At 73.6% G+C, this 22474-nt stretch carries 25 protein-coding genes and 1 tRNA gene; 12 read left to right on the forward strand and 14 right to left on the reverse strand.

The window, feature by feature from the left end:
- Window positions 1-195: 195 nt before the first annotated feature.
- Both ACIQMJ_RS01700 and ACIQMJ_RS01705 read left to right on the forward strand, forming a co-directional pair.
- Window positions 196-1086 carry a hypothetical protein gene (locus ACIQMJ_RS01700; RefSeq protein ID WP_499759095.1) on the forward strand — a complete coding sequence of 297 codons (891 nt, stop codon included), beginning with the start codon at window positions 196-198 and terminating at the stop codon, window positions 1084-1086.
- Between the two features lie 167 nt (window positions 1087-1253).
- The gene (locus ACIQMJ_RS01705) at window positions 1254-1613 is read left to right on the forward strand and encodes a hypothetical protein (protein WP_499759096.1); all 360 of its coding nucleotides are present in this window, start codon (window positions 1254-1256) and stop codon (window positions 1611-1613) included.
- 74 nt (window positions 1614-1687) lie between these two features.
- Here ACIQMJ_RS01705 and ACIQMJ_RS01710 read toward each other — a convergent pair.
- The 5 genes from ACIQMJ_RS01710 to ACIQMJ_RS01730 form a co-directional block, all read right to left on the reverse strand.
- Window positions 1688-1760 (reverse strand) — tRNA-Ala (locus ACIQMJ_RS01710).
- A 62-nt stretch (window positions 1761-1822) separates the two neighbouring features.
- A complete protein-coding gene (gene sepX, locus ACIQMJ_RS01715) occupies window positions 1823-2530 on the reverse strand; it encodes a divisome protein SepX/GlpR (protein ID WP_499759097.1) in 708 nt (235 codons plus the stop codon).
- Window positions 2531-2691: 161 nt separating this feature from the next.
- A complete protein-coding gene (locus tag ACIQMJ_RS01720) occupies window positions 2692-3348 on the reverse strand; it encodes a GNAT family N-acetyltransferase (RefSeq protein WP_499759098.1) in 657 nt (218 codons plus the stop codon).
- 33 nt (window positions 3349-3381) lie between these two features.
- Window positions 3382-4620 carry a molybdotransferase-like divisome protein Glp gene (gene glp / locus ACIQMJ_RS01725; protein ID WP_499759099.1) on the reverse strand — a complete coding sequence of 413 codons (1239 nt, stop codon included), beginning with the start codon at window positions 4618-4620 and terminating at the stop codon, window positions 3382-3384.
- Window positions 4621-4634: 14 nt separating this feature from the next.
- Window positions 4635-5516 carry a UTP--glucose-1-phosphate uridylyltransferase gene (locus ACIQMJ_RS01730; RefSeq protein ID WP_499759100.1) on the reverse strand — a complete coding sequence of 294 codons (882 nt, stop codon included), beginning with the start codon at window positions 5514-5516 and terminating at the stop codon, window positions 4635-4637.
- 38 nt (window positions 5517-5554) lie between these two features.
- Here ACIQMJ_RS01730 and ACIQMJ_RS01735 point away from each other — a divergent pair, with 38 nt between their 5' ends.
- The 4 genes from ACIQMJ_RS01735 to mscL all read left to right on the forward strand — a co-directional run bounded on the left by ACIQMJ_RS01735 (window position 5555) and on the right by mscL (window position 8090).
- Window positions 5555-6121, forward strand: a complete 567-nt coding sequence (locus tag ACIQMJ_RS01735; RefSeq protein ID WP_499759101.1) for a 5-formyltetrahydrofolate cyclo-ligase — start codon at window positions 5555-5557, stop codon at window positions 6119-6121.
- 101 nt (window positions 6122-6222) lie between these two features.
- Window positions 6223-6516 (forward strand): FmdB family zinc ribbon protein, encoded by a 294-nt coding sequence (locus ACIQMJ_RS01740; RefSeq protein ID WP_499759102.1) that lies wholly within the window; start codon window positions 6223-6225, stop codon window positions 6514-6516.
- Between the two features lie 87 nt (window positions 6517-6603).
- Window positions 6604-7113 carry an SAF domain-containing protein gene (locus ACIQMJ_RS01745; protein WP_499759103.1) on the forward strand — a complete coding sequence of 170 codons (510 nt, stop codon included), beginning with the start codon at window positions 6604-6606 and terminating at the stop codon, window positions 7111-7113.
- A gap of 578 nt (window positions 7114-7691) precedes the next feature.
- Window positions 7692-8090, forward strand: a complete 399-nt coding sequence (mscL, locus tag ACIQMJ_RS01750) for a large-conductance mechanosensitive channel protein MscL (protein ID WP_387483492.1) — start codon at window positions 7692-7694, stop codon at window positions 8088-8090.
- 255 nt (window positions 8091-8345) lie between these two features.
- Here mscL and ACIQMJ_RS01755 read toward each other — a convergent pair whose 3' ends face one another.
- Both ACIQMJ_RS01755 and ACIQMJ_RS01760 read right to left on the reverse strand, forming a co-directional pair.
- Window positions 8346-8537, reverse strand: a complete 192-nt coding sequence (locus tag ACIQMJ_RS01755) for a hypothetical protein (protein ID WP_499759104.1) — start codon at window positions 8535-8537, stop codon at window positions 8346-8348.
- Complete coding sequence (locus ACIQMJ_RS01760; protein ID WP_123748144.1) at window positions 8534-9034, reverse strand: MogA/MoaB family molybdenum cofactor biosynthesis protein; 501 nt, start codon at window positions 9032-9034, stop codon at window positions 8534-8536. Before ACIQMJ_RS01760 ends, ACIQMJ_RS01755 begins: the two co-directional genes overlap by 4 nt.
- Before the next feature lie 95 nt (window positions 9035-9129).
- On the opposite strand from ACIQMJ_RS01760, the gene ACIQMJ_RS01765 reads away from it, so the two are divergent.
- On the forward strand, window positions 9130-10149 hold the full coding sequence (locus ACIQMJ_RS01765) for an NAD-dependent epimerase/dehydratase family protein (protein ID WP_499759105.1): 1020 nt from the start codon (window positions 9130-9132) through the stop codon (window positions 10147-10149).
- Here ACIQMJ_RS01765 and ACIQMJ_RS01770 read toward each other — a convergent pair.
- Genes ACIQMJ_RS01770 through ACIQMJ_RS01780 form a run of 3 tightly spaced genes read right to left on the reverse strand, consistent with a single transcriptional unit; the run spans window position 10118 to window position 13049 of the window.
- Window positions 10118-11137, reverse strand: coding sequence for a sensor histidine kinase (locus tag ACIQMJ_RS01770; protein WP_499759106.1), 1020 nt, complete (start codon window positions 11135-11137; stop codon window positions 10118-10120). The two genes, ACIQMJ_RS01765 and ACIQMJ_RS01770, sit on opposite strands and share 32 nt — an antisense overlap.
- Complete coding sequence (locus ACIQMJ_RS01775; RefSeq protein WP_499759107.1) at window positions 11137-11832, reverse strand: response regulator transcription factor; 696 nt, start codon at window positions 11830-11832, stop codon at window positions 11137-11139. The genes ACIQMJ_RS01770 and ACIQMJ_RS01775 overlap by 1 nt, the downstream gene beginning before the upstream one ends.
- A gap of 8 nt (window positions 11833-11840) precedes the next feature.
- Complete coding sequence (locus ACIQMJ_RS01780; protein ID WP_499759108.1) at window positions 11841-13049, reverse strand: hypothetical protein; 1209 nt, start codon at window positions 13047-13049, stop codon at window positions 11841-11843.
- 132 nt (window positions 13050-13181) lie between these two features.
- Here ACIQMJ_RS01780 and ACIQMJ_RS01785 point away from each other — a divergent pair, with 132 nt between their 5' ends.
- The 5 genes from ACIQMJ_RS01785 to ACIQMJ_RS01805 are packed head-to-tail and all read left to right on the forward strand — an operon-like array spanning window position 13182 to window position 16519.
- The gene (locus ACIQMJ_RS01785; protein WP_499759109.1) at window positions 13182-13838 is read left to right on the forward strand and encodes a glycosyltransferase family 2 protein; all 657 of its coding nucleotides are present in this window, start codon (window positions 13182-13184) and stop codon (window positions 13836-13838) included.
- Window positions 13838-14494 carry a TIGR04282 family arsenosugar biosynthesis glycosyltransferase gene (locus tag ACIQMJ_RS01790; protein ID WP_499759110.1) on the forward strand — a complete coding sequence of 219 codons (657 nt, stop codon included), beginning with the start codon at window positions 13838-13840 and terminating at the stop codon, window positions 14492-14494. Before ACIQMJ_RS01785 ends, ACIQMJ_RS01790 begins: the two co-directional genes overlap by 1 nt.
- The gene (locus tag ACIQMJ_RS01795; protein WP_499759111.1) at window positions 14491-15093 is read left to right on the forward strand and encodes a class I SAM-dependent methyltransferase; all 603 of its coding nucleotides are present in this window, start codon (window positions 14491-14493) and stop codon (window positions 15091-15093) included. Before ACIQMJ_RS01790 ends, ACIQMJ_RS01795 begins: the two co-directional genes overlap by 4 nt.
- On the forward strand, window positions 15090-16136 hold the full coding sequence (locus tag ACIQMJ_RS01800) for a molybdopterin-dependent oxidoreductase (RefSeq protein WP_499759112.1): 1047 nt from the start codon (window positions 15090-15092) through the stop codon (window positions 16134-16136). The genes ACIQMJ_RS01795 and ACIQMJ_RS01800 overlap by 4 nt, the downstream gene beginning before the upstream one ends.
- On the forward strand, window positions 16133-16519 hold the full coding sequence (locus ACIQMJ_RS01805; protein WP_499759113.1) for a hypothetical protein: 387 nt from the start codon (window positions 16133-16135) through the stop codon (window positions 16517-16519). The genes ACIQMJ_RS01800 and ACIQMJ_RS01805 overlap by 4 nt, the downstream gene beginning before the upstream one ends.
- Window positions 16520-16589: 70 nt before the next feature.
- On the opposite strand, the gene ACIQMJ_RS01810 is transcribed toward ACIQMJ_RS01805, so the two are convergent.
- From ACIQMJ_RS01810 to ACIQMJ_RS01825, 4 genes are all read right to left on the reverse strand, one after another.
- On the reverse strand, window positions 16590-18470 hold the full coding sequence (locus ACIQMJ_RS01810; RefSeq protein ID WP_499759114.1) for a S1C family serine protease: 1881 nt from the start codon (window positions 18468-18470) through the stop codon (window positions 16590-16592).
- Between the two features lie 81 nt (window positions 18471-18551).
- Window positions 18552-19631 carry a galactose-1-phosphate uridylyltransferase gene (gene galT, locus ACIQMJ_RS01815; protein ID WP_499759115.1) on the reverse strand — a complete coding sequence of 360 codons (1080 nt, stop codon included), beginning with the start codon at window positions 19629-19631 and terminating at the stop codon, window positions 18552-18554.
- Complete coding sequence (locus ACIQMJ_RS01820; protein WP_499759116.1) at window positions 19628-20425, reverse strand: DeoR/GlpR family DNA-binding transcription regulator; 798 nt, start codon at window positions 20423-20425, stop codon at window positions 19628-19630. The genes galT and ACIQMJ_RS01820 overlap by 4 nt, the downstream gene beginning before the upstream one ends.
- 1 nt (window position 20426) lies before the next feature.
- Entirely contained in the window at window positions 20427-22424 is a 1998-nt protein-coding gene (locus ACIQMJ_RS01825; RefSeq protein WP_499759117.1) for a beta-galactosidase, read from the reverse strand.
- Window positions 22425-22474: the final 50 nt, after the last annotated feature.

A 22474-nucleotide genomic window follows, 5' to 3' on the forward strand; every position in this document is an offset into this window, starting at 1 on the left:
ACCGCAGCCACCTGCTCATTGCACCGAGGAAGAATGAGTGATCCTCTAATTCCGCCAGCCACGTTGGTACGATCGAGTTAACTCCGGCCGTCGCCGACTCCGATGCGTAACAAGTGACGCCGAATGCCGAAAGTCCCACCGCACAACCGAGTTCGGGGTGGACGGAAGGCGAGTCATTTGAACACGATCAGACGGGTGACGGCAGCGCTGGCCGGTGCGGCGGTCGGGCTGGGACTGGCCCTCGCGGTGGCGTTACCGGCGAGCGCGGCCGTGGCCGACGGGTACTACAAGCAGCCGTTCGACCCGACGGTGTGGCGCGTGGACGGTGGCAACGCCCGCGCCATCAGCTACGACGAGTGGGCCGGCGCGGGTTTCCCGCAGCCCGCGGCCTCGCCGACGGACTACGTGAAGTACGCCTGGTCACCGACCGTCTACGCCGTCACGTTCTGGGGTGACCCGGAGTCGACGTGGGACTGGGACCGGCTCACCGAGGCCCAGTGGCAGGCATCCGGCAGCCCCGTCCCGCGCAACGCGGGCTGGATCGCGGGCAGCTACTACTACCAGTGGGCGACGGCCAACGAGCTCTTCGTCGAGGGCCCGGACCGCATCCACCACAAGCTCACCTACGACGAGTGGGCCGCCTCCGGCTTCCGCGCCTTCGAGCGGCGTTCCAACGAGGGCTTCCAGAAGCTGTCGTGGGCCCCGAACATCATGCGGATGACCAACTTGGCGGCGGGCCAGGGCTACTCGATCGGCTACGGGGAGTGGAGCGCCCAGGCTTTCCCGACGCCGCAGGTGGTGCAGCGCATCGCGAACGACCGCTTCTACAAGTACGGCACCGCCCCGACGATCTACTACGAGGGCCCCGCGTTCCACCGGGCGGTCAGCTACCAGGAGTGGGTCGCCGCGGGCAGCCCGTCGCCGGAGGTCCGGGCGCCCTCGAACCCGGGCAACAGCGTGGACTGCTCGAACTTCGCCACCCAGCGCGAGGCGCAGGCGTGGTTCGACCTCTACTACCCGTACTACGGCGACGTCGCCCAGCTCGACAGCGACAACGACCGGATCGCCTGCGAATCCCTGCCGTAACCCCGACGCGACCGGCCCCGCCCTGACACCGGGCGGGGCCGGTCCTCCGCACCACCGCGAAGCCGGGCGAAGCAGCAGGAACCGAGCCGCAGATCGAGACGGTCAATCCGCACGGAACCGACCGCTGAGCGAACCGCGAGGGCATGATCCGCCTCGTGGATGTCGGAATGGATCCGTCGGACGACGTCGACGAGCCTTGGCGGGCCGAGATGCTCGCCGCCATCGCGTCGGGAGACCCGCAGATCGCGAACCCGGCGCTGCTGGAGTTGACCTACGACGACCCCGACGGCGAGTGGGTGGAACCGATCCTGCTGGAGCACCTGGCGCCGAAGTACGACGTCCGGCTGCGCCTCCTGGCCGCGACTTGCCTCGGCCACGTGGCACGCATCCACGGCAAGATCACCAGGAGGACCGTGGTGCCCGCCTTGCAGGCCCTGCTGGCTGATCCCGTAGTGGGTGGAACAGCCCAGGACGCCCTGGACGACATCGAGCAGTTCGCCCCGGCGGAACCGGGGACCCACTCGTAACCGCGCCACCGGAGTCCGCAGACACCGAAGAGCGGGAACCGGTAAACCCGGTTCCCGCTCTTCGGTGTCGATTGTGGAGCTGAGGGGAATCGAACCCCTGACCTACTCGATGCGAACGAGTCGCGCTACCAACTGCGCTACAGCCCCGTGTTCTGTTGTCGTGCGGGGGAAGCATATCAGTAGTCGGGGGGTGGTTTTGCCACCCCCCTCTACTCGCCCGACGCCCGCCGGTACGGGAGGGCTTCGGGGCCGTCCAGCTCGACGAACAGCGGGTCCTCGTCGTCCGGGTCCACCACGACGGTGCCGGGGCGGGGTTGGTGCTGGAACCGGGGCTGCGGGGGCAGACCCGGCTGGTCACGGGGTTGCTCGGGGTCCGCGGCAGGGTCGGCGGACGGGGTCGCGACGGTGTGCTGCCGGGGGTCCTGGGCGGTCTGGCGCGTGGTCGGGCGGCGGCGGGACTGGGCCAGCCTGGACTGGCGGCGCGCGCGGATCTCCTCCTCGATCCGCACCTGGCGGCGCAGGTACGCGAGGTAGGAGACGAGCGTCACGTCGACGGCCGCGTGGCCCCACCAGACCAGCGGGTAGAGCACGCCGGCGACGACGCCCGTGACGAGGGCGAGGAGCAGCAGCGTGCCGACGACGCGGCGGCGGAACGCGTACTTCGCCTGGGCCACGATCGCGGCGGTCTCCGGGTCGTAGCCGCCGCGGCCCGGGCGGAACGGTCGGTGCTCGACGAAGTCCAGGTCCGGCTCGTCGTAGTCGTCGTAGTCGTCGAAATCCGGGTCGGCCTCGGGCATGGCGTCGTACTCCTCCTCCACGCCGCCGCGCGAGGCGTCGGCGCGCTTGCGCGCGACCATCGGCACGAGGACGACCAACCAGGCCACGACCAGTCCCACGACGATCAGCGAGCTCGGCATCCCCGTCACCTCCCCCTACCCCGCGGCGCGCTCGGTGGTGCGCTTGCCACGCTAGTCACAACAGTCACACCTGTGTCGGAGGCACGCCGTCTGGCGTACGTACTAAAGTGTGGTGTATCACCCACTTTCGGGTGATCCGAATAAGCCAGTCGGACCGCAGATCAGGCGGTTCGGGCGTACCCCTGTGCGACCAACCGGCGTACCAACCCCTCCGGCGACGCCTCCTCGGCGGTCATCGCGAAGCACAGGTGGTCGCGCCAGTCGCCGGCCACGTCGAGGTACCGCAGGAACAGTCCCTCCTCGCGGAACCCGGCCTTGGCGAGCACGCGGAGGCTGGCCCGGTTCTCCGGGCGGACGGTCGCCTCCAGCCGGTGCAGGCCGCCCTCGCCGAAGCAGTGGTCGACCACCATCGCCAGCGCCGCCGTGGCCACGCCGCCGCGCGCCCGGTCGGCCGCCACCCAGTAGCCGACCCACGCCGAGCGCAACGAGCCGCGCACGATGTTGCCGACGGTGATCTGCCCGGCCAGCTCGCCGTCCACGGTGATCACGAACGGCAGCGCCTGGCCGCGCCGGGCCAGCGACTTGAGCGAGGACCACTGCGGCGGCCACGCCAGCGGCGCGTTGCGCTCGTGCCAGCCCTCGGCGGCCGTGGGCTCCCAGTCCTCCAGGTACGCCCGGTCGCGCAGCCGGGCCCGCGACCACGCCGAGGCGTCCATCAGCTTCGGCGGGCGCAGCGCCACCAGGCCCGCGGGGACCCGGAGCGGACCGAGCCGCGCGGGCCAACCGGGGTGCCGACCACCGTCACCCGCGAAACTCATCCGTCCCCACCGCGCTCGTCCCCGGAAGAACCGTCATCCCCGCTGTGCCAGGAAGCTGACCACGACCTCTTCGCCGACCGCCACGTCCGTCACGTCCTCGTCGACCATGATCAGGCAGTTCGCCTCGGCCAACGACGCCAGCAGGTGCGACCCGGAGGTACCCAGCGGCTGCACGAGGTACTCGCCGTTGTCCGCGTCGCGCAGCAACTGGCCGCGCAGGTAGCCGCGCCGCCCCTTGGTCGAGGTCAGCGGCGACAGCAGCCGCGCGCTGACCGCCCGCCGGTACGGGTTGCGCTTGCCCAGCGCGGCCCGGATCAGCGGACGCACCAGCACCTCGAAGACGACGAGCGCGCTCATCGGGTTCGCGGGCAGCAGGAACGTCGGCACCGCGTCCGGTCCGAGCCGGCCGAAGCCCTGCACCGAACCGGGGTGCATGGCCACCCGCGTCACGTCGACGGCGCCGAGGTCGGCCAGCGCCGCGCGAACCTCGTCGCCGACGACGCCCCCGACGCCACCCGCGACGACCACGATCTCCGACAGCAGCAACCTGCCCTCGACGACCTCGCGCAGCCGGCGCGGGTCCGACGACTGGATGCCGACCCGGCTGACCTCGGCGCCCGCGTCCCGCGCGGCGGCGGCCAGCGCGTAGGAGTTGACGTCGTAGACCTGCCCCTGGCCGGGGGTGCGGTCGACGTCGACCAGCTCCTCGCCGATCGAGATGACCGACACCCGCGGCCGGGGGTGGACCAGCACCTTGTTGCGGCCGACCGCGGCGAGCAGCCCCACCTGGGCCGCGCCGATGGACGCGCCCCGGCGCACCGCGACGTCACCGGTCTGCACGTCCTCGCCGGTGCGCCGGACGAACGCCGCGGACGGCACGGAGCGGTGCACGGTCACCTTCGCCGCGTGCCCGTCGGCGTCACCGCGGTTGGTGTAGCCCGAGGGCACCACGGCGTCGGCCAGGGTGGGCAGCGGCGCACCCGTCGCGACCCGGACCGCCTGGCCGGGTTGCAGCCGTCTGGGCTGGCGGGACCCCGCCGGGATCTCGCCGACCACGGGCAGCGTGACCGGTTCCTCGTTCGCCGCCTGCACGTCGACGCTGCGCACCGCGTAGCCGTCCACGGCCGCCTGGTCGAACCCCGGCAAGGCGCGCTCGGCGACGACCTCCTCGGCGCAGAGCAGGCCCTGCGACTCGGAGATCGCCACCCGCACCGGGGCGGGCCGCACGGCGGCGGCGACCACCTTGGCGAGCTGCTCGTCCACTGACCTCATAAGTTGACCTCGTTTTAGGAGTTGGCGAGGCGTGCCCGCAACCACTCCCCCAGCTCGGGCCCGTAGTCGGGGTGCTCCAGTGCGAAGTCAACCGCAGCTTTGAGGAATCCCCCCGGATTGCCCAGGTCGTGTCGCCCACCGCGGTGGACGACGACGTGCACCGGGTGACCCTCGTTGATCAGCAGCGCGATGGCGTCGGTGAGCTGGAGCTCGCCGCCCGCGCCGGGCTTGATGCGCTTGAGGGCGTCGAAGATCGCCCGGTCGAGGAGGTAGCGGCCGGCCGCGGCGAACGTGGACGGCGCGTCCTCGGGCTTGGGCTTCTCGACCATGCCGACGACCTGCTTGACGTCGTCGTCACCGGTGTCCTTGACGTCGAAGACGCCGTAGGCGGAGATCTGCTCCCTGGGGATGTCGAACGCGCACAGCACGCTGCCGCCGAGCCTCTCGCGGACCGCGGCCATCTTCTTCAGCACGCCCGTGGGCAGCACGAGGTCGTCCGGCAGCAGGACCGCGACGGCCTCGTCCGCGCCGGTCAGGTTGCCCTCGGCGCAGGCAACCGCGTGGCCCAGGCCCAGCGCCTTGTCCTGGGTGGCGGTCTCGACGGTGAGCAGGTCGGGCGCGCGGCGGACCTTCGCGAGCAGGTCGGTCTTGCCGCGCTCTTCGAGCGTCGCCTCCAGCTCGGGCTGCGGGCGGAAGTACTCCGCGACCGCGTCCTTGCCGGGTGAGGTCACGATCACGAGCTTCGTCGCGCCCGCCTCGGCGGCTTCGGTCGCGACGAGTTCGATGCCAGGGGTGTCGACGACCGGCAGCAGCTCCTTGGGCACCGCTTTGGTGGTGGGGAGGAAGCGCGTGCCCAAGCCTGCCGCCGGCACGATTGCTGTCTGGAAGGCGCTCATGAGCTGCGAGCGTAACGGCGCGCTTAGGGTGACCTGCCATGACGTCCGGTGAACGTGGTCGGAAGGCGACGCTGCGCACACGGCTGCGGGCGGGGCGGCGGGGCGCGGTGATGCCGCCGATGGACTCCGAGGTGCTGGCCGCCGTGTCCGAGTTCGACGTTTCCGCTGGTGAGACGGTGTGCGCTTATGTGGCTTCGGCGACGGAGCCGGGGTCGTTGGCGATGGTGGAGGCGTTGCGGTCGCACGGGCTGCGGGTGTTGCTGCCGGTGGTGGTCGGGGAGGCGTTGGACTGGGCGTCCTACGACGGGCGGTTGCGCGTGGGGGCGTTCGGGTTGCGGGAGCCGGTGGGGCCGTTGCTGGGCGCGGAGGCAGTCGGGTCTGCGGCGTTGGTGCTGGTGCCGGCGCTGGCGGTGGACCACGCCGGGGTGCGGTTGGGCAAGGGCGGCGGGTACTACGACCGGGCGTTGGGGTGGTCCACCGGGCCGGTGGTGGCGGTGGTGCGGGACGAGGAGTTCGTGCCGTCGTTGCCCGCCGAGCCGCACGACGTGCGGGTGGACGCGGTGGTGACGCCGGGGCGGGGTGTGGTGCGGCTGCCGCTGCTGTGACGTTGACCTGTGATGTTTGCGCCACCTGTGCCGGTTGCCGCATCATCGGTGTTGGCACTCGTGACGCAGGAGTGCCAAACAGGACTCGTGGAGGGCTCACCGTGCCGACTTACCAGTACGCCTGCACCGAGTGCGACCACCGGTTCGAGGCGGTGCAGTCCTTCTCGGACTCCGCGCTGACCGAGTGCCCGCAGTGCTCCGGCAAGCTGCGCAAGCTGTACGGCGCGGTCGGTGTCGTGTTCAAGGGCAGCGGCTTCTACCGGACCGACAGCCGTTCGTCGTCGTCCTCTTCGTCTTCGGCTTCTCCGGCGGCGTCTTCGTCTTCCTCGTCCTCGTCGAAGTCGGAGTCGTCCACGTCGTCGTCGAGCAGCGCACCGGCCGCCGCCGCGTCCTGACCGGAAGTTGTCCACAGGCCCCCGAGTTGTCCACAGCTCGGGGGTTCGTGCTGTCCCGAGCCGTCCGCCGTCCCTAACGTCGGACCCATGCTCCTCCACCTCCGAAGGATCCTGGCCGGCCTGTTGGCGCTGGTAGCCGTGGGTGTGGCCGTGCTGCCGGGCGAACCGACGGTCGATGTCCTGGTGGCCGCGCACGACCTGGCCCCCGGCGTGCCGCTGGGTGCGGCCGACGTGCGGGTGGTCGCCGTGCCGCCGTTCTTGGTGCCTTCGGGTGCGGTGCCGGAACGTGACGCGGTGGGCCGCAGCCTGGTGAGCGCGGCCCGTTCCGGCGAACCCCTGACCGACGCCCGCTTGACCGAAGCCGACCCGGACTCGTCCTCGGTGGCCGTGCGCCTGACCGACCCGGGCGTGGTGGGGCTGCTGCGACCGGGGAGCCGGGTGGACGTCGTGGGCCCGGAGTCCACCGTCCTGGCCACCGACGCCTCGGTGGTCGCGGTGCGTGACGGCGAGGTGGTCGTGATCTCGGCCGACCGCTCGTCCGCCCGCCGAATAGCCGCCGAAACCCTGACCGGCCCGGTCGCCGTGATCCTGCACTGACCGGGAGCCCAACCCCGACCCCGACCCAGTCGACTGGTCGGACCGAGCCAACCCACCCTGCCGATCAACCCGCCTGTCAGGCGACTTGCCCCACCAGCCGACCCGTCCAGCCAGCCCCATCCACCCAGCCCGGTCCAGCCGGGCGCGCGGCCCAGCCCAACCCGATCCGGCCAAATCCAGCCCGACTCGCAGACTCGCCAACCGCCGAACTCGGCCGCCTGCCGCCAGCGTCCGTCCGAGAGGTCACCCAACCCGTTGCCTGTGAGCCCGCGAACCGGCCGATCGCTCCCGTCACCTGTCCACCGCAGCTCCGCCGGCCATCGGCCCGCTACCGCAGCCGACGCTCTGCCCTCGCTGTGCGGACCGCCCGGTACCGGCGAACCCACCTGCCGCCGTCCCGCCCGATCCGGCATAACCCGGCTGGGCGTGGCGGGGTGGCGATCTTCGGTTCGGGGGAGCAGGGTGCAGGGCGGTCGCGGGTGGGACGGTGCGACACACGTGCCCGGAGCGTCACCGAGCCGGCTCTGAGGGTTACTCTCCGCTGGCCCCCACCCATACCCCGAACGGAGGAGCCGGACGTGATCAAGGGCTTCAAGGACTTCCTCATGCGCGGCAACGTGATCGATCTCGCTGTGGCGGTGGTCATCGGTGCCGCGTTCACGGCGATCGTCACGGCGTTCACCACGAACCTGATCAACCCGATCATCGCGTTGTTCGGCGGCAACAACGTCAACGGGTTGGCCGTGCAGCTCGGCAGCAGCGACAAGACCATCGTGGACTTCGGCGCGATCATCACCGCGGTGATCAACTTCTTGATCGTGGCCGCGATCGTCTACTTCATCTTCGTGCTGCCGATGAACAAGCTGAAGGAACGTCGCAAGCGCGGTCAGGAGCCCGGTCCCGCCGAGCCGACCGACGTCGAGCTGCTCAAGGAGATCCGCGACCTCCTCGCGGCCCAGCGCCAGCGTCAGGACTGACCCGCGCCGTCCGCCCGACGGCGGAGGTGGCCGGGCTCGCCCAGCACCGCCCGGTCACCCGCCGAGGTCCAAGCCCGAGGTCCACGCCGTGGTCGACCCGGTCCGCGACCCAGACCGGTCGTTCAGCCGCGCCCGCGTTCAGGACCGCCCACGATCAGCCGGGTCCACGATCGGCGGCGCCGGAGGGCCGCCGGTCACGCGGTGGTCGGGCGGGTCGAGGGCGGTCGGTGAGGGCGGTCAGTGACGGCGATGGGCTCAGCCGCCGTGGTGCGGTGGTCGGTTCTCCTCGTACCACCGGTCATCGCGAACGGTGGGGTGGGGGTCGTCGGAGGTGGTGTCCGGGAGCACGTCGCCGAAGACCTCGGCCAGCCGACGACGCCGCGCCGCCTCCTCCGCGGCCGAGGCGGCGGTGGGGGGTGGGGTGGCGTCGTCGGCCGGCTCGGTCATGCCTCGTCCAGTCCTGACAGCTGCTCGATCACGTACGGCACGAGGGCGGACAACGTCGCCATGCCGTCGCGCACCGCCGACCGCGAGCCGGCCAGGTTGACCACGAGGGTGCTGCCGGACACGCCGACCAGCCCCCGCGAGATGCCCGCGTCCACGGCACCCGCCGCCAGCCCCGAGGCCCTGAGCGCCTCGGCGATGCCGCTGATCGGCCGGTCGAGCACGCCCTGCGTGGCGTCCGGTGTGACGTCGCGCGGCGACACGCCGGTGCCGCCCACGGTGACGACCAGGTCGACACCACCGATCACCGCGGTGTTCAGCGCGGCGCGGATGCCCACGACCTCACCCTCCACCGCGACCGTGCCGTCGACGATGAACCCTGCTTCCTCCAGCAACTCGGTGACCAGCGGTCCTGTGCTGTCGTCGTGCTCACCGTGCGCCACCCGGTCGTCCACGATCACGACAAGGGCGCGTCCCAGTCGCTGCGCGCTGCGTTCCATGAGCGCCACCGTAGCCAATCGGCGGATCTGACGGTTCCGTGACGTCACGCTGGCGCCCCGCCCGATCGGCCCGGCGCGCCCCTAACTTCGGTGACGTGCGCGTTCTCCTCACCGGCGGAGCCGGGTTCATCGGTTCCCACGTCGCCGACCAGTTGACCGGGGCGGACCACGACGTCGTCGTGCTCGACGCCTACCTCCCCCAGGCCCACCGCGACCGCCCACCGACCACGCACGACGTCACCGACCTCGACACGGTGAAAAACCTCCTCGACGGAGTGGACGTGGTCTGCCACCAGGCGGCGGTCGTCGGTCACGGCCTCGACCCGTCCGACGCCCCGCTGTACGCCCGCAACAACGACCTGGGCACCGCCGTGCTGCTGGCCGCCATGCACGAACGGGGCGTGCGGCACCTGGTCCTGGCGTCCTCGATGGTGGTCTACGGCGAAGGCCGGTACGAGTGCGCCGAGCACGGCGTCGTCCGGCCCGCCCCGCGCCGCCGGGCCGACCTCGACGAGGGCCGCTACGAACCGCCGTGCCCGCACTGCGGCAGCCCGCTGGAGCCCCGCCTGGTCCCCGAGGACGCCCCGCTGGACCCCCGCAGCACGTACGCCGCCGGCAAGCTCGCCCAGGAGCACTACGCGGCCGCGTGGGCCCGGCAGACGGGCGGCACGGTGTGGGCGCTGCGCTACCACAACGTGTACGGCCCGAGGATGCCGAAGAACACCCCGTACGCGGGCGTGGCGAGCCTGTTCCGCAGCGCCCTCGAACGCGGCGAAGCGCCGACCGTCCTCGAAGACGGCCGGCAGCGACGGGACTTCGTGCACGTCTCGGACGTGGCGCGGGCCAACGTCCTGGCCGTCCACCGGCCGCCGGAGCCGGGCACGTGCACCGCGCTCAACATCTGCTCCGGCGAGCCGCGCACCGTCGGCGACCTCGCCACCCACCTGGCCGCGGCGTACGGCGGCCCGGAGCCGCGCGTCGTCGGCGGTGCGCGGCGGGCGGACGTCCGGCACGTCGTCGCGGACCCGGCGAAGGCCCGCGACCTGCTCGGCTTCCACGCCGGCACGTCCTTCGCGGACGGGGTCAAGCGGTTCGCAGCGGACCCCCTGCGCTGAGCGGCAACCGCACCTCGAACCGGCAGCCGTGCCCGTGGTTGCGGGCGTCGATCGTCCCCTGGTGCGCCTCCACCAGGCCCCGCGCGATCGCGAGCCCCAGCCCGCCGCCGACCGGCTGCCGGTGCGGGGCGCCGCGGAACGCCACGTCGAACACCCGCGGCAGGTCGGCCTCCGGGATGCCGCCGCAGCCGTCGTCCACCCGCAGCAACGCCGACGAGCCGTCCACACCGACCTGCACGGCCACCGTGCCGTCCGGCGGGGTGTGGCGGATCGCGTTGGACAGCAGGTTGCGCACCACCCGCGCCAACTCCGGGTCGCTGCCCAGCACGACCGGCCACGTCGCCGCGTCCGCCCGCAGCCGCACGCCCTTGCGCGACGCCACCGGGCTCTCCGCCGCCACCACCTCGCTGACCACGTCCGCCAGCGGCACCTCCGACAGCGTCAGCCGCAACGCGCCCGCCGTGATGCGGGACAGCTCGAACAGGTCGTCCACCATCCCGGACAGCGCCTCCGCCTCGGTGGAGATCCGGCCCGCGTACTCGGCGACCTCGTCCCGCCGCGACACCACGCCGTCCGCCAGCGCCTCGGCCATCGCCCGGATGCCGGCCAGCGGCGTGCGCAGGTCGTGGCTGATCCACGCGACCAGCTCGCGCCGGGACGCCTCGGCGGCCCGCTCCCGCGCCCGCGCCTCGCTCTCCCACACGCTGCGCCGCGCCAGCGCCCGCCCCAGCAGCACCGCCGTCGGCACGGTCACCAGCGCGACCAGCAGGCACACCAGCACGGTGGTCGTGAGGATCGGGGTGAACATGAACCCGCTGACCGCGAGCACGCCGCCGACGGTCGCCACCACCGGCACGATCGCCAGCACGGTCAGCGCCGTGGCCAGCGACCCGCTCGACAGCCGTCGCAGCACCACGGCCCCGAGCAGCGCCAGCGGCAACGAGAACAGCACCGCGTAGGGCAGGATGTGGTAGATCTCGACCAGCATCACGCACCGCCGTCGTACCGGTAGCCGACACCCCACACGGTGGCGATCCGCACCGGCCGGGCCGAGTCGGGCTCCACCTTCTCCCGCAGCCGTCGCACGTGGACGGTCACGGTCGACTGGTCGCCGAACTCCCAGCCCCACACCCGCGACAGCAGCTCGGCGCGGCTGAACGCGGCGCCCCGGTTGGTCAGGAAGAACACCAGCAGGTCGAACTCGCGGGTGGTCAGCGACAGCTCCCGGCCGTCCAGCCGGGCCGACCGCGCGCCGACGTCCACCCGCAGGCCGCCGTCGACCAGCACCGACGACGAGCGCGCCGCCGCCACCCGCGACCGGCGCAGCACCGACGTCACCCGCAGCGCCAGCTCGCGCGGGCTGAACGGCTTGGTCACGTAGTCGTCCGCGCCGAGCTGGAGCCCGGCGATCCGGTCCTCCTCCTCGCCCAGCGCGGTCAGCATCACCACCGGCACGGCGCTGCGCACCCGCAGCCGGCGGCACACCTCCAGCCCGTCCACGCCCGGCAGCATCAGGTCCAGCACCACCAGGTCCGGCTCCCGCTCGGCGAAGCGCCGCAACGCGCTCTCGCCGTCGCCCACCAGCTCCACCTCGTACCCGGCCAGCTCCAGGTACCGGCGCACCACGTCGCGCACGGTCACGTCGTCGTCCACGACGAGGACCCGCCCGGTCGTCTCACCCATGTCGCGCCTCACCAGTTGGTCAGCAGGAGGTGGTTGACCGCGAGCGCGGTCACCGCTTGCGCCGCCAGCCACGGCCGCCGCCGGTCCGGCACGAGCACGAGCAGCCACACGGTGAACGGCAGCCAGATCCGCTCCACCTCGGCCTTGCTCAGGCCGGACACGTCGGCGACCAGGATGGCGACCGCCGCGGCCGCGGCCAGTGCGACCGCGGGCCCGCGCCACCGTGCCGCGAACGGCGCGAACCCGCAAGCGAACACGGCCGCGGCCAGGTCCGCCCACACCCAGTAGCCGTACAGGCGGGAGGACGCGATGCCCTGGTAGTACCGCTCGACGACCAGGTGGTAGCCGTCCAGCCACCAGAACCCGAGTGCCGCGAACACCGCCACCACGGCCGACGCGCCCAGCACGGCGAGCCCGATCCGCCGCCAGTCGCGCCACAGCACCGCGAGCGCGAGCACGCCCATCAGCACCAGCCCGTACGACAGGAACACGCCGAAGCCGAGCACCACACCGCCCGCCAGCGCGCGCCTCGTCGCCAGCAGCGCGATCCCGCACGCCGTGACGCCCGCGAACAGCCCGTCCGCCGACGCCCCGACCCACACCGCGCCGGGGAACAGCGCCACGAACGGCAGCACGGCCCGCGCGTGCTCCTCGGATACGACGGCCCGCACGGTCACCGGCACCGCGACCGCCGTCAGCGCGCCGACGAGCACCACGAACGCCGAGGCCCACGCCCCGCCGGGCAGGCCGACCCGGTCCAGCCCCACGAACACCAGGAACGCGCCCGGAGGGTGCCCGGAGACGTGCGTGGTCCAGGAATCGGGCTGGAAGTCCAGGATGCGGGAGGAGAACCCGCGCAGCATCGCGCCGACATCCGTCACGCCCGGCACTTCGTGCAGGTACTCGTCGCGCGTGGTGAGCCGCCCGGCGAAGCCGCGTTCCCAGCCGTCCACCAGGGCCAGCGAGAACGTCCACGCCAGGGCGGTCGCGTAACCCGCGCCGAGCGCCCTGCGCCAGGGCAGCCTCTCCGCGAGCTGCGGACCCCACGCGACCACCGCGATCGCCACCAGCAGGGCCAGGGGCGTGCCGATGCCGACGTGCGGCAGCCAGTCGGCGAACAACGGCGGGGCGGCGGCGAACGTGCGGTCGTCGGGCAGCGCGACGCCGACCGCGACGGCCGCGACGACCAGGGCCGCGGCGGCCAGGACACGGAGCACACGCCCACCGTAAGGCCGGTGACCGGTGTGCGGCGGTATCCGTCAGCGGTCCGTAAGAACTGGCGCGCACGTCATCATTCGGTAAGCGGCACAACGGTTTCCGGCCGTCCGCGCGGGACCATGCTCTGAGCCGTGGACGAAGTAGACGTGGTGCTCCCCTGCCTGGACGAGGCGGCGGCGCTGCCGGGCGTGCTGCGGGCCATGCCCGTCGGCTACCGGCCGCTGGTGGTGGACAACGGATCGCGGGACGGCTCGCCGGACGTGGCCCGCGCGTGGGGCGCGGAGGTGGTGCACGAGCCCCGGCCCGGGTACGGGGCAGCCGTGCACACGGGTGTGGAGCACGCACGCTCCGAGGTGGTGTGCGTGCTCGACGCGGACGGCTCGCTGGACCCGCGCGAGCTGCCGGACCTGGTCGCGCTGCTCGCGCGGGCGGACCTGGCGGTGGGGCGGCGGGTGCCGGAGGCGGGCAGCTGGCCGTGGCACGCGCGGGCCGGGAACGCGGTGCTGGCCGGCTTGCTGCGGCGCCGGGGGCTGCCGGTGCGGGACATCGCCCCGGTGCGGGCGTTCCGGCGACGGGACCTGCTCGACCTCGGGGTGGCGGACCGGGCGTTCGGCTACCCGCTGGAGCTGCTGATGCGCGCGGCGGCGGCCGGGTGGCGGGTGGTCGAGCGGGACGTGCGGTACGGGCCGCGCGCGGCGGGCACGAGGTCGAAGGTGTCGGGTTCGGTGCGCGGGACCGCGCGGGCGGTGCGGGACATGGCGGCGGTCGCCCGCAAGGGGGTGCGCTGATGCTCGCGAGCCTGCTGGTGGTGGCCAAGGCGCCGGTGCCGGGCCTGGCCAAGACCCGGCTGTGCCCGCCCGCGACGCCGGAGGAGGCGGCCGACCTCGCCGCCGCGGCGCTGCTCGACACCCTCGACGCGGTGCTCGGCACGCCGGGCGTGCGGCCGGTGGTGGCGTTGACCGGGTCGCTGGGCGAGGCGCGCCGTGCGGCCGAGGTCCGCGCGGCGCTGCGGCGCTGCACCGTGCTGCCGCAGCGGGGCGGGTCGTTCGCCGACCGGCTGGCCAACGCGCACGCCGACACCCACCGCGCGCACGGCCTGCCGGTGTTCCAGATCGGCATGGACACGCCCCAGGTCACGCCGATGCTGCTGGCCGAGTCGGTGCGGCGGCTGGCCGGGCACGACGCCGTGCTGGGTCCGGCGGCGGACGGCGGTTGGTGGGCGCTCGGCGTCCACGACCCGGCGGTGGCCGCGACCCTGCGGGCCGTGCCGATGTCCCGACCGGACACGGGCGCGCGGACGTTGCTGGCGCTGGGCGACCGCGACACCGGTGTGCTGCCCGTCCTGTCCGATGTGGACGAGATGGCAACGGCCCGCGAGGTGGCCGCCGCCGTGCCGGGCACGCGGTTCGCCGCGGCGCTCGCGCGGCTGGGTGCGCTGCGATGACCGCGTTCGACGTCGGCCTCGGCGGTGCGGAGTGCGGGCTCGACCTGGCCGGCGGCGAGCACGTGCCGCTGCCGGTCGACCGGTGGCACGAGGAGGCGGGCGGCGCGGACCACGTCCTGCTCGACGCCTGCCGGGGGCCGACCGTCGACCTCGGCTGCGGACCGGGTCGGCTGGTCGCGGCGCTCGTGCGGCGCGGCGTGGTGGCGCTGGGCGTGGACCACTCGCCGCTCGCCGTCGCCCTCACCCGGGCCAGGGGCGGGCCGGCCCTGCACCGCGACCTGTTCGGCCGGCTGCCGGGCACGGGCCGGTGGGCGCACGTGCTGCTCGCCGACGGCAACATCGGCATCGGCGGCGACCCCGTCGCGCTGCTGCGCCGGGCCCGCGCCCTCCTGCACCGGCGCGGGAGCGTGCTGGTCGAGGTCGAGCCGCCCGGCTGCGGGCTGCGCCGGGAGAGGGCGCGGGTGGCCGGGGGCGCGTGGTTCGACTGGGCGCGGCTGGACGCGCGGGCCGTGACGCCGGCCGCCGCGGCGGCCGGGTTGGCACCGCGGTGGGTGGTCGAGCGCGAGGGGCGCTGGTTCGCGGCGCTGGTGCGGTCGTGAAGCGCGAGTCGAGCCCGCACACCGCGACCCGCCTGGGGGCGTGGGTGGGCGTCGCGTTCGGGCTGTGCTTCGTCACCGGGCTGCTCAGCCACTACCTCCAGCACCCGCCCGGGTGGTTCGCCTGGCCGACCCGCCCGGTCGGCCTCTACCGGGTCACGCAGGGCGTGCACGTCACCGCGGGCGTGGCCGCGATCCCGCTGCTGCTGGCCAAGCTGTGGACGGTCTACCCGAAGCTGTTCGAGCGGCCGGTGGTGCGGTCCCTGCCGCACGCGCTGGAACGCGGCTCGGTCTTCGTGCTGCTCGGGGCGTCGTTCTTCGAGCTGGTCACCGGCTGGTTCAACGCGACGCAGAACTACCCGTGGCGGTTCTTCTTCCCGCCCGCGCACCACGCGGTGGCGTGGATCGCGGTTGGCGCGCTGCTCGTGCACGTCGCGGTCAAGCTGCCGCTCGTGCGGACGCCGGCCGAGGAGGTCCGCCGGGGCACGCTCAGCCGACGCGGTTTCCTGCTCACCGCGGGCGGCACGGCGGCGGTCGGGGTGCTGGCCACGGCGGGCGGCACGGTGCCGTGGCTGCGCACCGCGTCCGTGCTGGGCACGCGGTCGGCCGCGCTGCCGGTCAACCGGACGGCCGCCGTCGCCCGGGTGGCCGCGGTGGACGACTCGTGGCGGCTGACCGTGGGCGGGCGCCGGTTCTCCCGCCGGGAGCTCGAAGCGCTGCCCCAGACCACGGCCGAGCTGCCGATCGCGTGCGTCGAGGGCTGGAGCGCGTCGGCGCGGTGGACCGGCGTGCCCGTGCGCGACCTGCTGGCGCTGGCGGGCGTGGAGCCCGGTGACGTGCGGGTGGAGTCGCTGGAACGCGACGGGCTCTACCGGGCGAGCACGCTGCCCGCCGCGCACGCCCGCGACCCGTTGACGCTGCTCGCGCTGCGGGTGGACGGCGAGACCCTGCCGCTGGACCACGGCTACCCGTGCCGGCTGATCGCCCCGAGCCGACCGGGCGTGACGCAGACCAAGTGGGTCACCCGGCTGGAGGTCATCCGATGAGGTGGGCGATCGGCGCGGTCGGTGTTGCCATGGGCCTGTGGGGCGCGGTCCTCGTGGTGCCGCTGGTGGACGTCGACCTGGTGCTGTGGTTCGTCGCGGGCCCGGTCGTGCACGACGTGCTGCTCGCGCCGCTGTTCGCCGGCGTGGGCCTGCTCATCGCGCGCTGGGTGCCGCCGCGGTGGCGGGCGGCCGTGCAGGTCGGCGGCACGGTCACCGGTGTGCTCGTGCTGCTCGCGGTCCCGCTGCTCTGGCGGCCGTTCGCGGGGCCGGCCAACCCCGGCCTGGTCGACCGGGACTACCCGATCGGGTTGCTGGTGGCCACGGTCGTGGTCTGGCTGGGCGTCCTGGTCGTGAACGTCACGAGGCCGCGTGCCGACCGGTGAGGGGAAACCGGTCGGCGCGCGGCCTCGACAACCGGCTCGGGGCACGTGAGCCGGGGTCTGCGGGGGGGTGCTAGCGCACCTCGACGGGCTGGCTGCCGAGCGTCACCTCGACCGCGCGGTCCCGGCCGACGGTGAGCTGCACCTTGTCGCCCGGGGCGCGGGACCGGACGGCGGCCACGAGGGCGTCGGAGGTGTCGATGGGCCGGTCGCCGAACTTGGTGATCACGTCGCCGACCTTGAGGCCCGCCGCCTCGGCCGCGCCGCCGCCGGTGACGTTGCGGACCAGCGCGCCGCCCTCGGGGGCGTTGGTGACCTGGACGCCGAGCACGGTCTGGTTCGCCTTGCCGGTCTCCGACAGCTCCTTGGCCGTGCGGCGGGCCTGGTCGATCGGGATGGCGAAGCCGATGCCGACCGAGCCGCCCTGCGCGGACTGGCCGGAGTTCGGGCTGTAGATGGCCGAGTTGATGCCGACGACCTGGCCGCGCATGTTGACCAGCGGGCCGCCCGAGTTGCCGGGGTTGATCGCGGCGTCGGTCTGGATGGCGTTGAGCACGGTGTCCTCGCCGCCCTGCTGGCCGCCGGCGCGCACCGGGCGGTTGAGCGAGCTGACGATGCCGGACGTGACCGTGCCGTTGAGGTCGAACGGCGAGCCGACGGCCACGACCTGCTGGCCGATCCGCAGGTCGCCGGAGTTGCCGAGCTCGGCGGTGGGCAGGCCGGAGACGTCCTCCATCTTGACCACGGCCAGGTCGGACGTGGGGTCGCGGCCGACGATCCGCGCGTCGAACGAGCGGCCGTCCTGGAGCTGGACCTTGATGGGTCCGCCGTCGGCGGCGCTCTCGACCACGTGGTTGTTGGTGAGCACGAGGCCGTCGGAACTGAGCGTGAACCCGGACCCGGCGCCACCGCTGACCTGCACCTGCACCACGGTCGGCAGCACCTTCTGGGCGACCTGCTCGATCGAGCCCGCGGGCACGTCGGAGCTCTGCTGCGCGGGCGGGGCCTGGTCGAGGGCGTTGGTCACGGGCCGGGCTTCCTCGGCGGCCTGGAAGCCGACGTACCCGCCGACACCGCCCGCGACGCCGCCCACGGCCAGCACCAGCGCGGCCACGCCCGCGACGACCTTGCCGCGGCCCTTGGGCGGGCGCGGGGGCGCGGCGACGGAGCCGGGCGGCGCGTAGTAGGGGCCCGACGCCGCCGACCCGGAAGGGGAGTGGGTCGGCGGCGAGCCGGGGTGGTCCGGGGCGCCGGTCTGCGGAGCGCCGTACGGACCCGTGTGCTCCGGGTGGTGGAAGCCCCCCTGCCAGGCTCCCGGCCCGGAGCCCGGCGTTCCGGCGCCGCCCTGCACGGCGCCGGAACCACCGGTTCCGGTCTGGCCGGCGCCGCCCTGCACAGCACCGGCCACACCTGCTCCGATCGGACCGGCGCCGCCCTGCACAGCACCCGTGCGATCGGTTCCCGGCACGCCGGCGGCACCCTGCGAGGCGGCCGGCGAGCCGAAGTCATCCGAGCGACTGGAGCGCGCGTGCGCCTCCGGCGACCCGGGCACGGACCCGGCGGCGCTCGGGTGAGCGGCCGGCGGGCCGGAAGTCGAAGCGGCAGCGGTGGTCGTCACGCTGTCCGGGTACAGGTCGGCCGGGCGGCCGGTGCTCCCCCGCGGAACACCCGCCGGCCCCGCCTCCGGCCGGTCGGCCCCTGCCGCCGACCCGCCGGTCACGTCCTCCGAGTGCCCCGCGTCCCCCTGCCAGGCGCGCTGCGCACCGGTGGACCCCGACGCACCGGCGCCGCCGTGCACGGCGCCGGTGTCATCGGTGTCCGGCCGACCAGCACCCTGCTGCTGGAGACCGGCGTCGTCATGACCCAGCCCGGCGGCGCTCCCACGCGCCCACGGGCTCTGCGGCTGAGGCGGCTGCGACTGCGAGGGCTGCTTCGGCTGCTCGTCTTCGGTCATGTCCACCACTCTGCGGTGCCCGCCTGAGAGCAGCCTTAAACGAAACTGGGCATCGCTTGTGAGTCCGACCGAACGGGCGAGTCAGCCGCGCAGCCGTTCCGCGATCTGCTCCGGCGTCGCGTCGTTCACCCACACGCCCATGCCCGACTCGGAGCCGGCCAGGTACTTGAGCTTGTCCGCGGTGCGCAGCACCGAGAACACCTCCAGGTGCAACCACGCCAGGTCACGACCGGTGCGCACGGGGGCCTGGTGCCACGCCGCGATGTAGGGCAGCGGCCGGTCGTAGAGCGCGTCCAGGCGGTGCAGCACGGTCAGGTAGAGGGCCGCGAAGTCGTCCCGCTCCGCGTCGCCCAGGGCGGGCAGGTCCGGCACCTGCCGGTGCGGGACCAGGTGCACCTCGACCGGCCAGCGGGCCGCGGCGGGCACGAACGCCGTCCAGTGCTCGCCCTCCGCGATGACCCGGGTGCCAGCCGCACGTTCGGCGGCCAGAATGTCACCCATAAGTGGACGGCCGTGTGACGCCTGGTAGTCCGCCGCGACGGCGAGCATCCGTTCCGTCTTCGGGGTCACGAAGGGGTAGCCGTAGATCTGGCCGTGCGGGTGCGACAGCGTGACGCCGATCTCCTCGCCCCGGTTCTCGAACGGGAAGACCTGCTCCACGCCCGGCGTCGCGTTCAGCGCGGCCGTCCGGTCCGCCCACGCGTCCACGACCGTGCGCACCCGCGACGCCGGCAGCGACCCGAACGACGTGTCGTGGTCGGAGGTGAAGCACATGACCTCGCACCGGCCCAGCCCGGCCGCCCGCGGCACCATCGGCATGCCATCCACAGTGGACGGCAGCTCGGGCACGCCCTGCGCGAACGACGGGAACCGGTTCTCGAACACCACCACGTCGTAGCTCGACTCGGGGACCTCGGTCGGCTTGCCCGGCGTGGACGGGCACAGCGGGCACAGGTCCGCGGGCGGCTTGTACGTCCGGGTCTGCCGGTGCGCGGCCATCGCCACCCACTCACCGGTCAACGGGTCGCGCCGCACCTCCGACAGCGGCTGCGCGCGCGGCAGGTCGCGGGTGTCGACCGCGTGCCGCGGCGGCGCGTCCGGGGTGTCGTCGAAGTAGATGATCTCGCGACCATCGGCAAGTTCCCCCGCCGTGCGCCTCACGCCAGTTCCTCTCCGCGTCCCGGCACGTGCGCCAGGACCAGTTCGCCCACCTGCTCGCCGAGCACCGCCCGCGCGGGCTCCGGCAGTCCTTCGTCGGTCACCAGCACGTGCGCCTCGTCCAGCGCGGCGATGGTGGAGATGCCGACCGTGCCCCACTTGGTGTGGTCGGCGACCACGACGACCCGCCCGGCCGCGTCGACCAGCGCGCGGTCGGTCTCGCTCTCGTTCAGGTTGGGCGTGGTGAAGCCGGAGCGCTCGGCCATGCCGTGCACGCCCAGGAACACCACGTCCAGGTGCAGCGACCGCAACGCCTGCACGGCCACCGGCCCGACCAGCGCGTCCGACGGCGTGCGCACGCCGCCGGTGAGCACCACCGTGCGGTCGGTGCGCCCGCTCTGCTGGAGCACGTCGGCGACCCGGATCGAGTTGGTCACCACGGTCAGGTCCGGGATGTCGTCCAGGAACCGGGCCAGGGTCCACGTGGTGGTGCCGGCGGACAGGCCGATCGCCGTGCCGGGGCGCACCAGGCCCGCGGCGAACGCGGCGATGGCCTCCTTCTCCGGCAGCTGGCGCACCGACTTGGCCTCGAAGCCCGGCTCGTCGGTGCTGCGGCCGGCCACGGACGTGGCGCCGCCGTACACCTTCTCCACCAGGCCGCGGGCGGCCAGCACGTCCAGGTCGCGGCGCACGGTCATGTCCGAGACGCCCAGCCGGACGACCAGGTCGCTCACCCGGACCGCGCCGGTGCGCCGGACCTCTTCCAGGATCACCGCTTGTCGCTGACGCGCCAGCACGTCACACCTCTTCTTCCCTGAGCACCACCACGCCGCCGGCGGGCACGACCACGCTGCCGGACGCGCGCGCGCCGGACAGCAGCTCGACGCCCGCCGCGGGCAGCTCGACGTCGCCGCTGTCGTGGTTGACCGCGACCAGCCACGATACGGCGGACCCGGCCACCTCACCGCGCCGACGCACCACCTCGACGTCCCCACCCGGCCCGACCGGCACGCCGGCCCGGTCCACCGCCGTCCGCACCAGCCGGTCGAGCCCGTCACCCGCCAGGCCGCACGCCACGTACCAGGCGACGCCGGCGCCGCGCTCGTTGCGGGTCACCGCGGGCACGCCGGGCAGCGGGCCGTCGGCGTAGGAGGCGAGCACCTCCGCGCCCTCGGCGTGCAGGTGCTCGGTCCAGACGGCGACCGGCGAGCCGTCGTCCAGCGCCACCACCTCGTCCGCACCCAAGGGGTGGAACTCCTCCGTGCGCACGCCCAGCAGCTCGCGGAACGCGCCGGGGTAACCGCCGAGGTGCACGTGGCCGCGGCTGTCCGTGATGCCGGACAGGTAGGTCACCAGCAGGTGGCCGCCGCCCTCGACGTACCGCTCGTACGGCGTCACGTCGTCCACCCCGTACAGCGCGGGCACGACCACCAGCCGGTAGGCGGACAGGTCCGCGCCGGGCGGCACGAAGTCGACCGTCACCCCGGCCCGCCACAGCGCCCGGTAGTACCCGAAGGCGTGCCCGGGGTAGGCGAAGTCACCGGTCGGGTGGTTGGGCTGGGACAGCGCCCACCACGACTCCCAGTCGAAGACGACGGCGACCTCGGCGGACACGGTGGAGCCGACGAGCTCGGCGAGCCGCCCGTACTCGGCCCCGACCCGCTCGACCTCGCGGTACACCTTCGTGTCCGGGCCGGCGTGCGGCACCATCGCCGAGTGGTAGCGCTCCGAGCCCGCCCGCGACTGCCGCCACTGGAAGAACAACGTGCCGTCCGCGCCGCGGGCCAGGTGCGCGTAGGAGTTGCGCCGCAGCTCGCCGGGCAGCTTGGCGATGTTGCGCGGCTGCCAGTTCACCGCCGACGTGGAGTGCTCCATCAGCAGCCACGGCCGCCCGCCGGCCAGGCCGCGCACCAGGTCCGCGGAGTACGCCAGGTCGACGTGCCGCTCGGCGTCCTCGCCGCGGGTGTAGTGGTCGTTGGAGACGAAGTCGACCTCGGCGGCCCACTTCCAGTAGTCCAGCGCGGAGAACGAGGCGGCCATGAAGTTCGTGGTCACCGGCACGTCCGGGGTGATCTCGCGCAGCACGTCCCGCTCGGCCTTGAACAGCTCCAGCAGGGCGTCGGAGGAGAACCGGTCGAAGTCGAGCAGCTGGCCCGGGTTGTGCGAGGTGGGGGTGGCGCGCGGCGGCAGGACCTGGCCCCACGAGGTGTAGTGCTGGCTCCAGAACGCGGTGCCCCACGCCTCGTTCAGCGCGTCCAGCGTCCCGTGGCGGGCGCGCAGCCAGATTCGGAACGCCTCCGCGCACCGGTCGCAGTAGCAGCGGGAAACGTGGCAGCCGTACTCGTTGTTGACGTGCCACGCGGCCAGCGCCGGGTGGTCGCGGTACCGCTCGGCCAGCGCGCGGGCCAGCGCCACCGCCTTGGCCCGGTAGACCGGTGAGCTGGGGCAGTACGACTGGCGCGAACCGTGGGATAGGCGGACCCCGTCGGCGGTCTCCGGCAGCATCCCGGGGTGCGCGGTGGTCAGCCACGGCGGCGGCGCGGCGGTCGCGGTGGCCAGGTCGACGCGGATGCCGCCGGCGTGCAAACGGTCCAGCACGCGGTCCAACCAGCCGAACTCGTAGCGGCCCTCTTCCACTTCCAGCAGGGCCCACGAGAAGATCGCCACGCTCACCAGGTTCACGCCGGCCCGGCGCATGAGCTCGACGTCGTCGTCCCAGACGTCCTCCGGCCACTGCTCGGGGTTGTAGTCGGCGCCCCAGGCGAGGCCCCGCAGGCGGGTGGGCCAAGTCGTCATGGCACAAGAGTGGTCGATTTAGCACGAAAACGTCAACACAGTCCAACAAC

It is taken from the genome of Actinosynnema sp. NPDC091369 (assembly GCF_044757065.1).
Classification (GTDB): Bacteria; Actinomycetota; Actinomycetes; order Mycobacteriales; family Pseudonocardiaceae; genus Actinosynnema.

Coding starts and splice junctions, on each gene's coding strand:
- ACIQMJ_RS01705 (WP_499759096.1), top strand. CDS start 1,254: ATGGATCCGTCGGACGACGTCGACGAGCCTTGGCGGGCCGAGATGCTC.
- sepX (WP_499759097.1), bottom strand. CDS start 2,530: ATGCCGAGCTCGCTGATCGTCGTGGGACTGGTCGTGGCCTGGTTGGTC.
- ACIQMJ_RS01720 (WP_499759098.1), bottom strand. CDS start 3,348: ATGAGTTTCGCGGGTGACGGTGGTCGGCACCCCGGTTGGCCCGCGCGG.
- glp (WP_499759099.1), bottom strand. CDS start 4,620: ATGAGGTCAGTGGACGAGCAGCTCGCCAAGGTGGTCGCCGCCGCCGTG.
- ACIQMJ_RS01730 (WP_499759100.1), bottom strand. CDS start 5,516: ATGAGCGCCTTCCAGACAGCAATCGTGCCGGCGGCAGGCTTGGGCACG.
- ACIQMJ_RS01735 (WP_499759101.1), top strand. CDS start 5,555: ATGACGTCCGGTGAACGTGGTCGGAAGGCGACGCTGCGCACACGGCTG.
- ACIQMJ_RS01745 (WP_499759103.1), top strand. CDS start 6,604: ATGCTCCTCCACCTCCGAAGGATCCTGGCCGGCCTGTTGGCGCTGGTA.
- ACIQMJ_RS01755 (WP_499759104.1), bottom strand. CDS start 8,537: ATGACCGAGCCGGCCGACGACGCCACCCCACCCCCCACCGCCGCCTCG.
- ACIQMJ_RS01760 (WP_123748144.1), bottom strand. CDS start 9,034: ATGGAACGCAGCGCGCAGCGACTGGGACGCGCCCTTGTCGTGATCGTG.
- ACIQMJ_RS01770 (WP_499759106.1), bottom strand. CDS start 11,137: ATGCTGGTCGAGATCTACCACATCCTGCCCTACGCGGTGCTGTTCTCG.
- ACIQMJ_RS01775 (WP_499759107.1), bottom strand. CDS start 11,832: ATGGGTGAGACGACCGGGCGGGTCCTCGTCGTGGACGACGACGTGACC.
- ACIQMJ_RS01790 (WP_499759110.1), top strand. CDS start 13,838: ATGCTCGCGAGCCTGCTGGTGGTGGCCAAGGCGCCGGTGCCGGGCCTG.
- ACIQMJ_RS01795 (WP_499759111.1), top strand. CDS start 14,491: ATGACCGCGTTCGACGTCGGCCTCGGCGGTGCGGAGTGCGGGCTCGAC.
- ACIQMJ_RS01805 (WP_499759113.1), top strand. CDS start 16,133: ATGAGGTGGGCGATCGGCGCGGTCGGTGTTGCCATGGGCCTGTGGGGC.
- ACIQMJ_RS01810 (WP_499759114.1), bottom strand. CDS start 18,470: ATGACCGAAGACGAGCAGCCGAAGCAGCCCTCGCAGTCGCAGCCGCCT.
- ACIQMJ_RS01825 (WP_499759117.1), bottom strand. CDS start 22,424: ATGACGACTTGGCCCACCCGCCTGCGGGGCCTCGCCTGGGGCGCCGAC.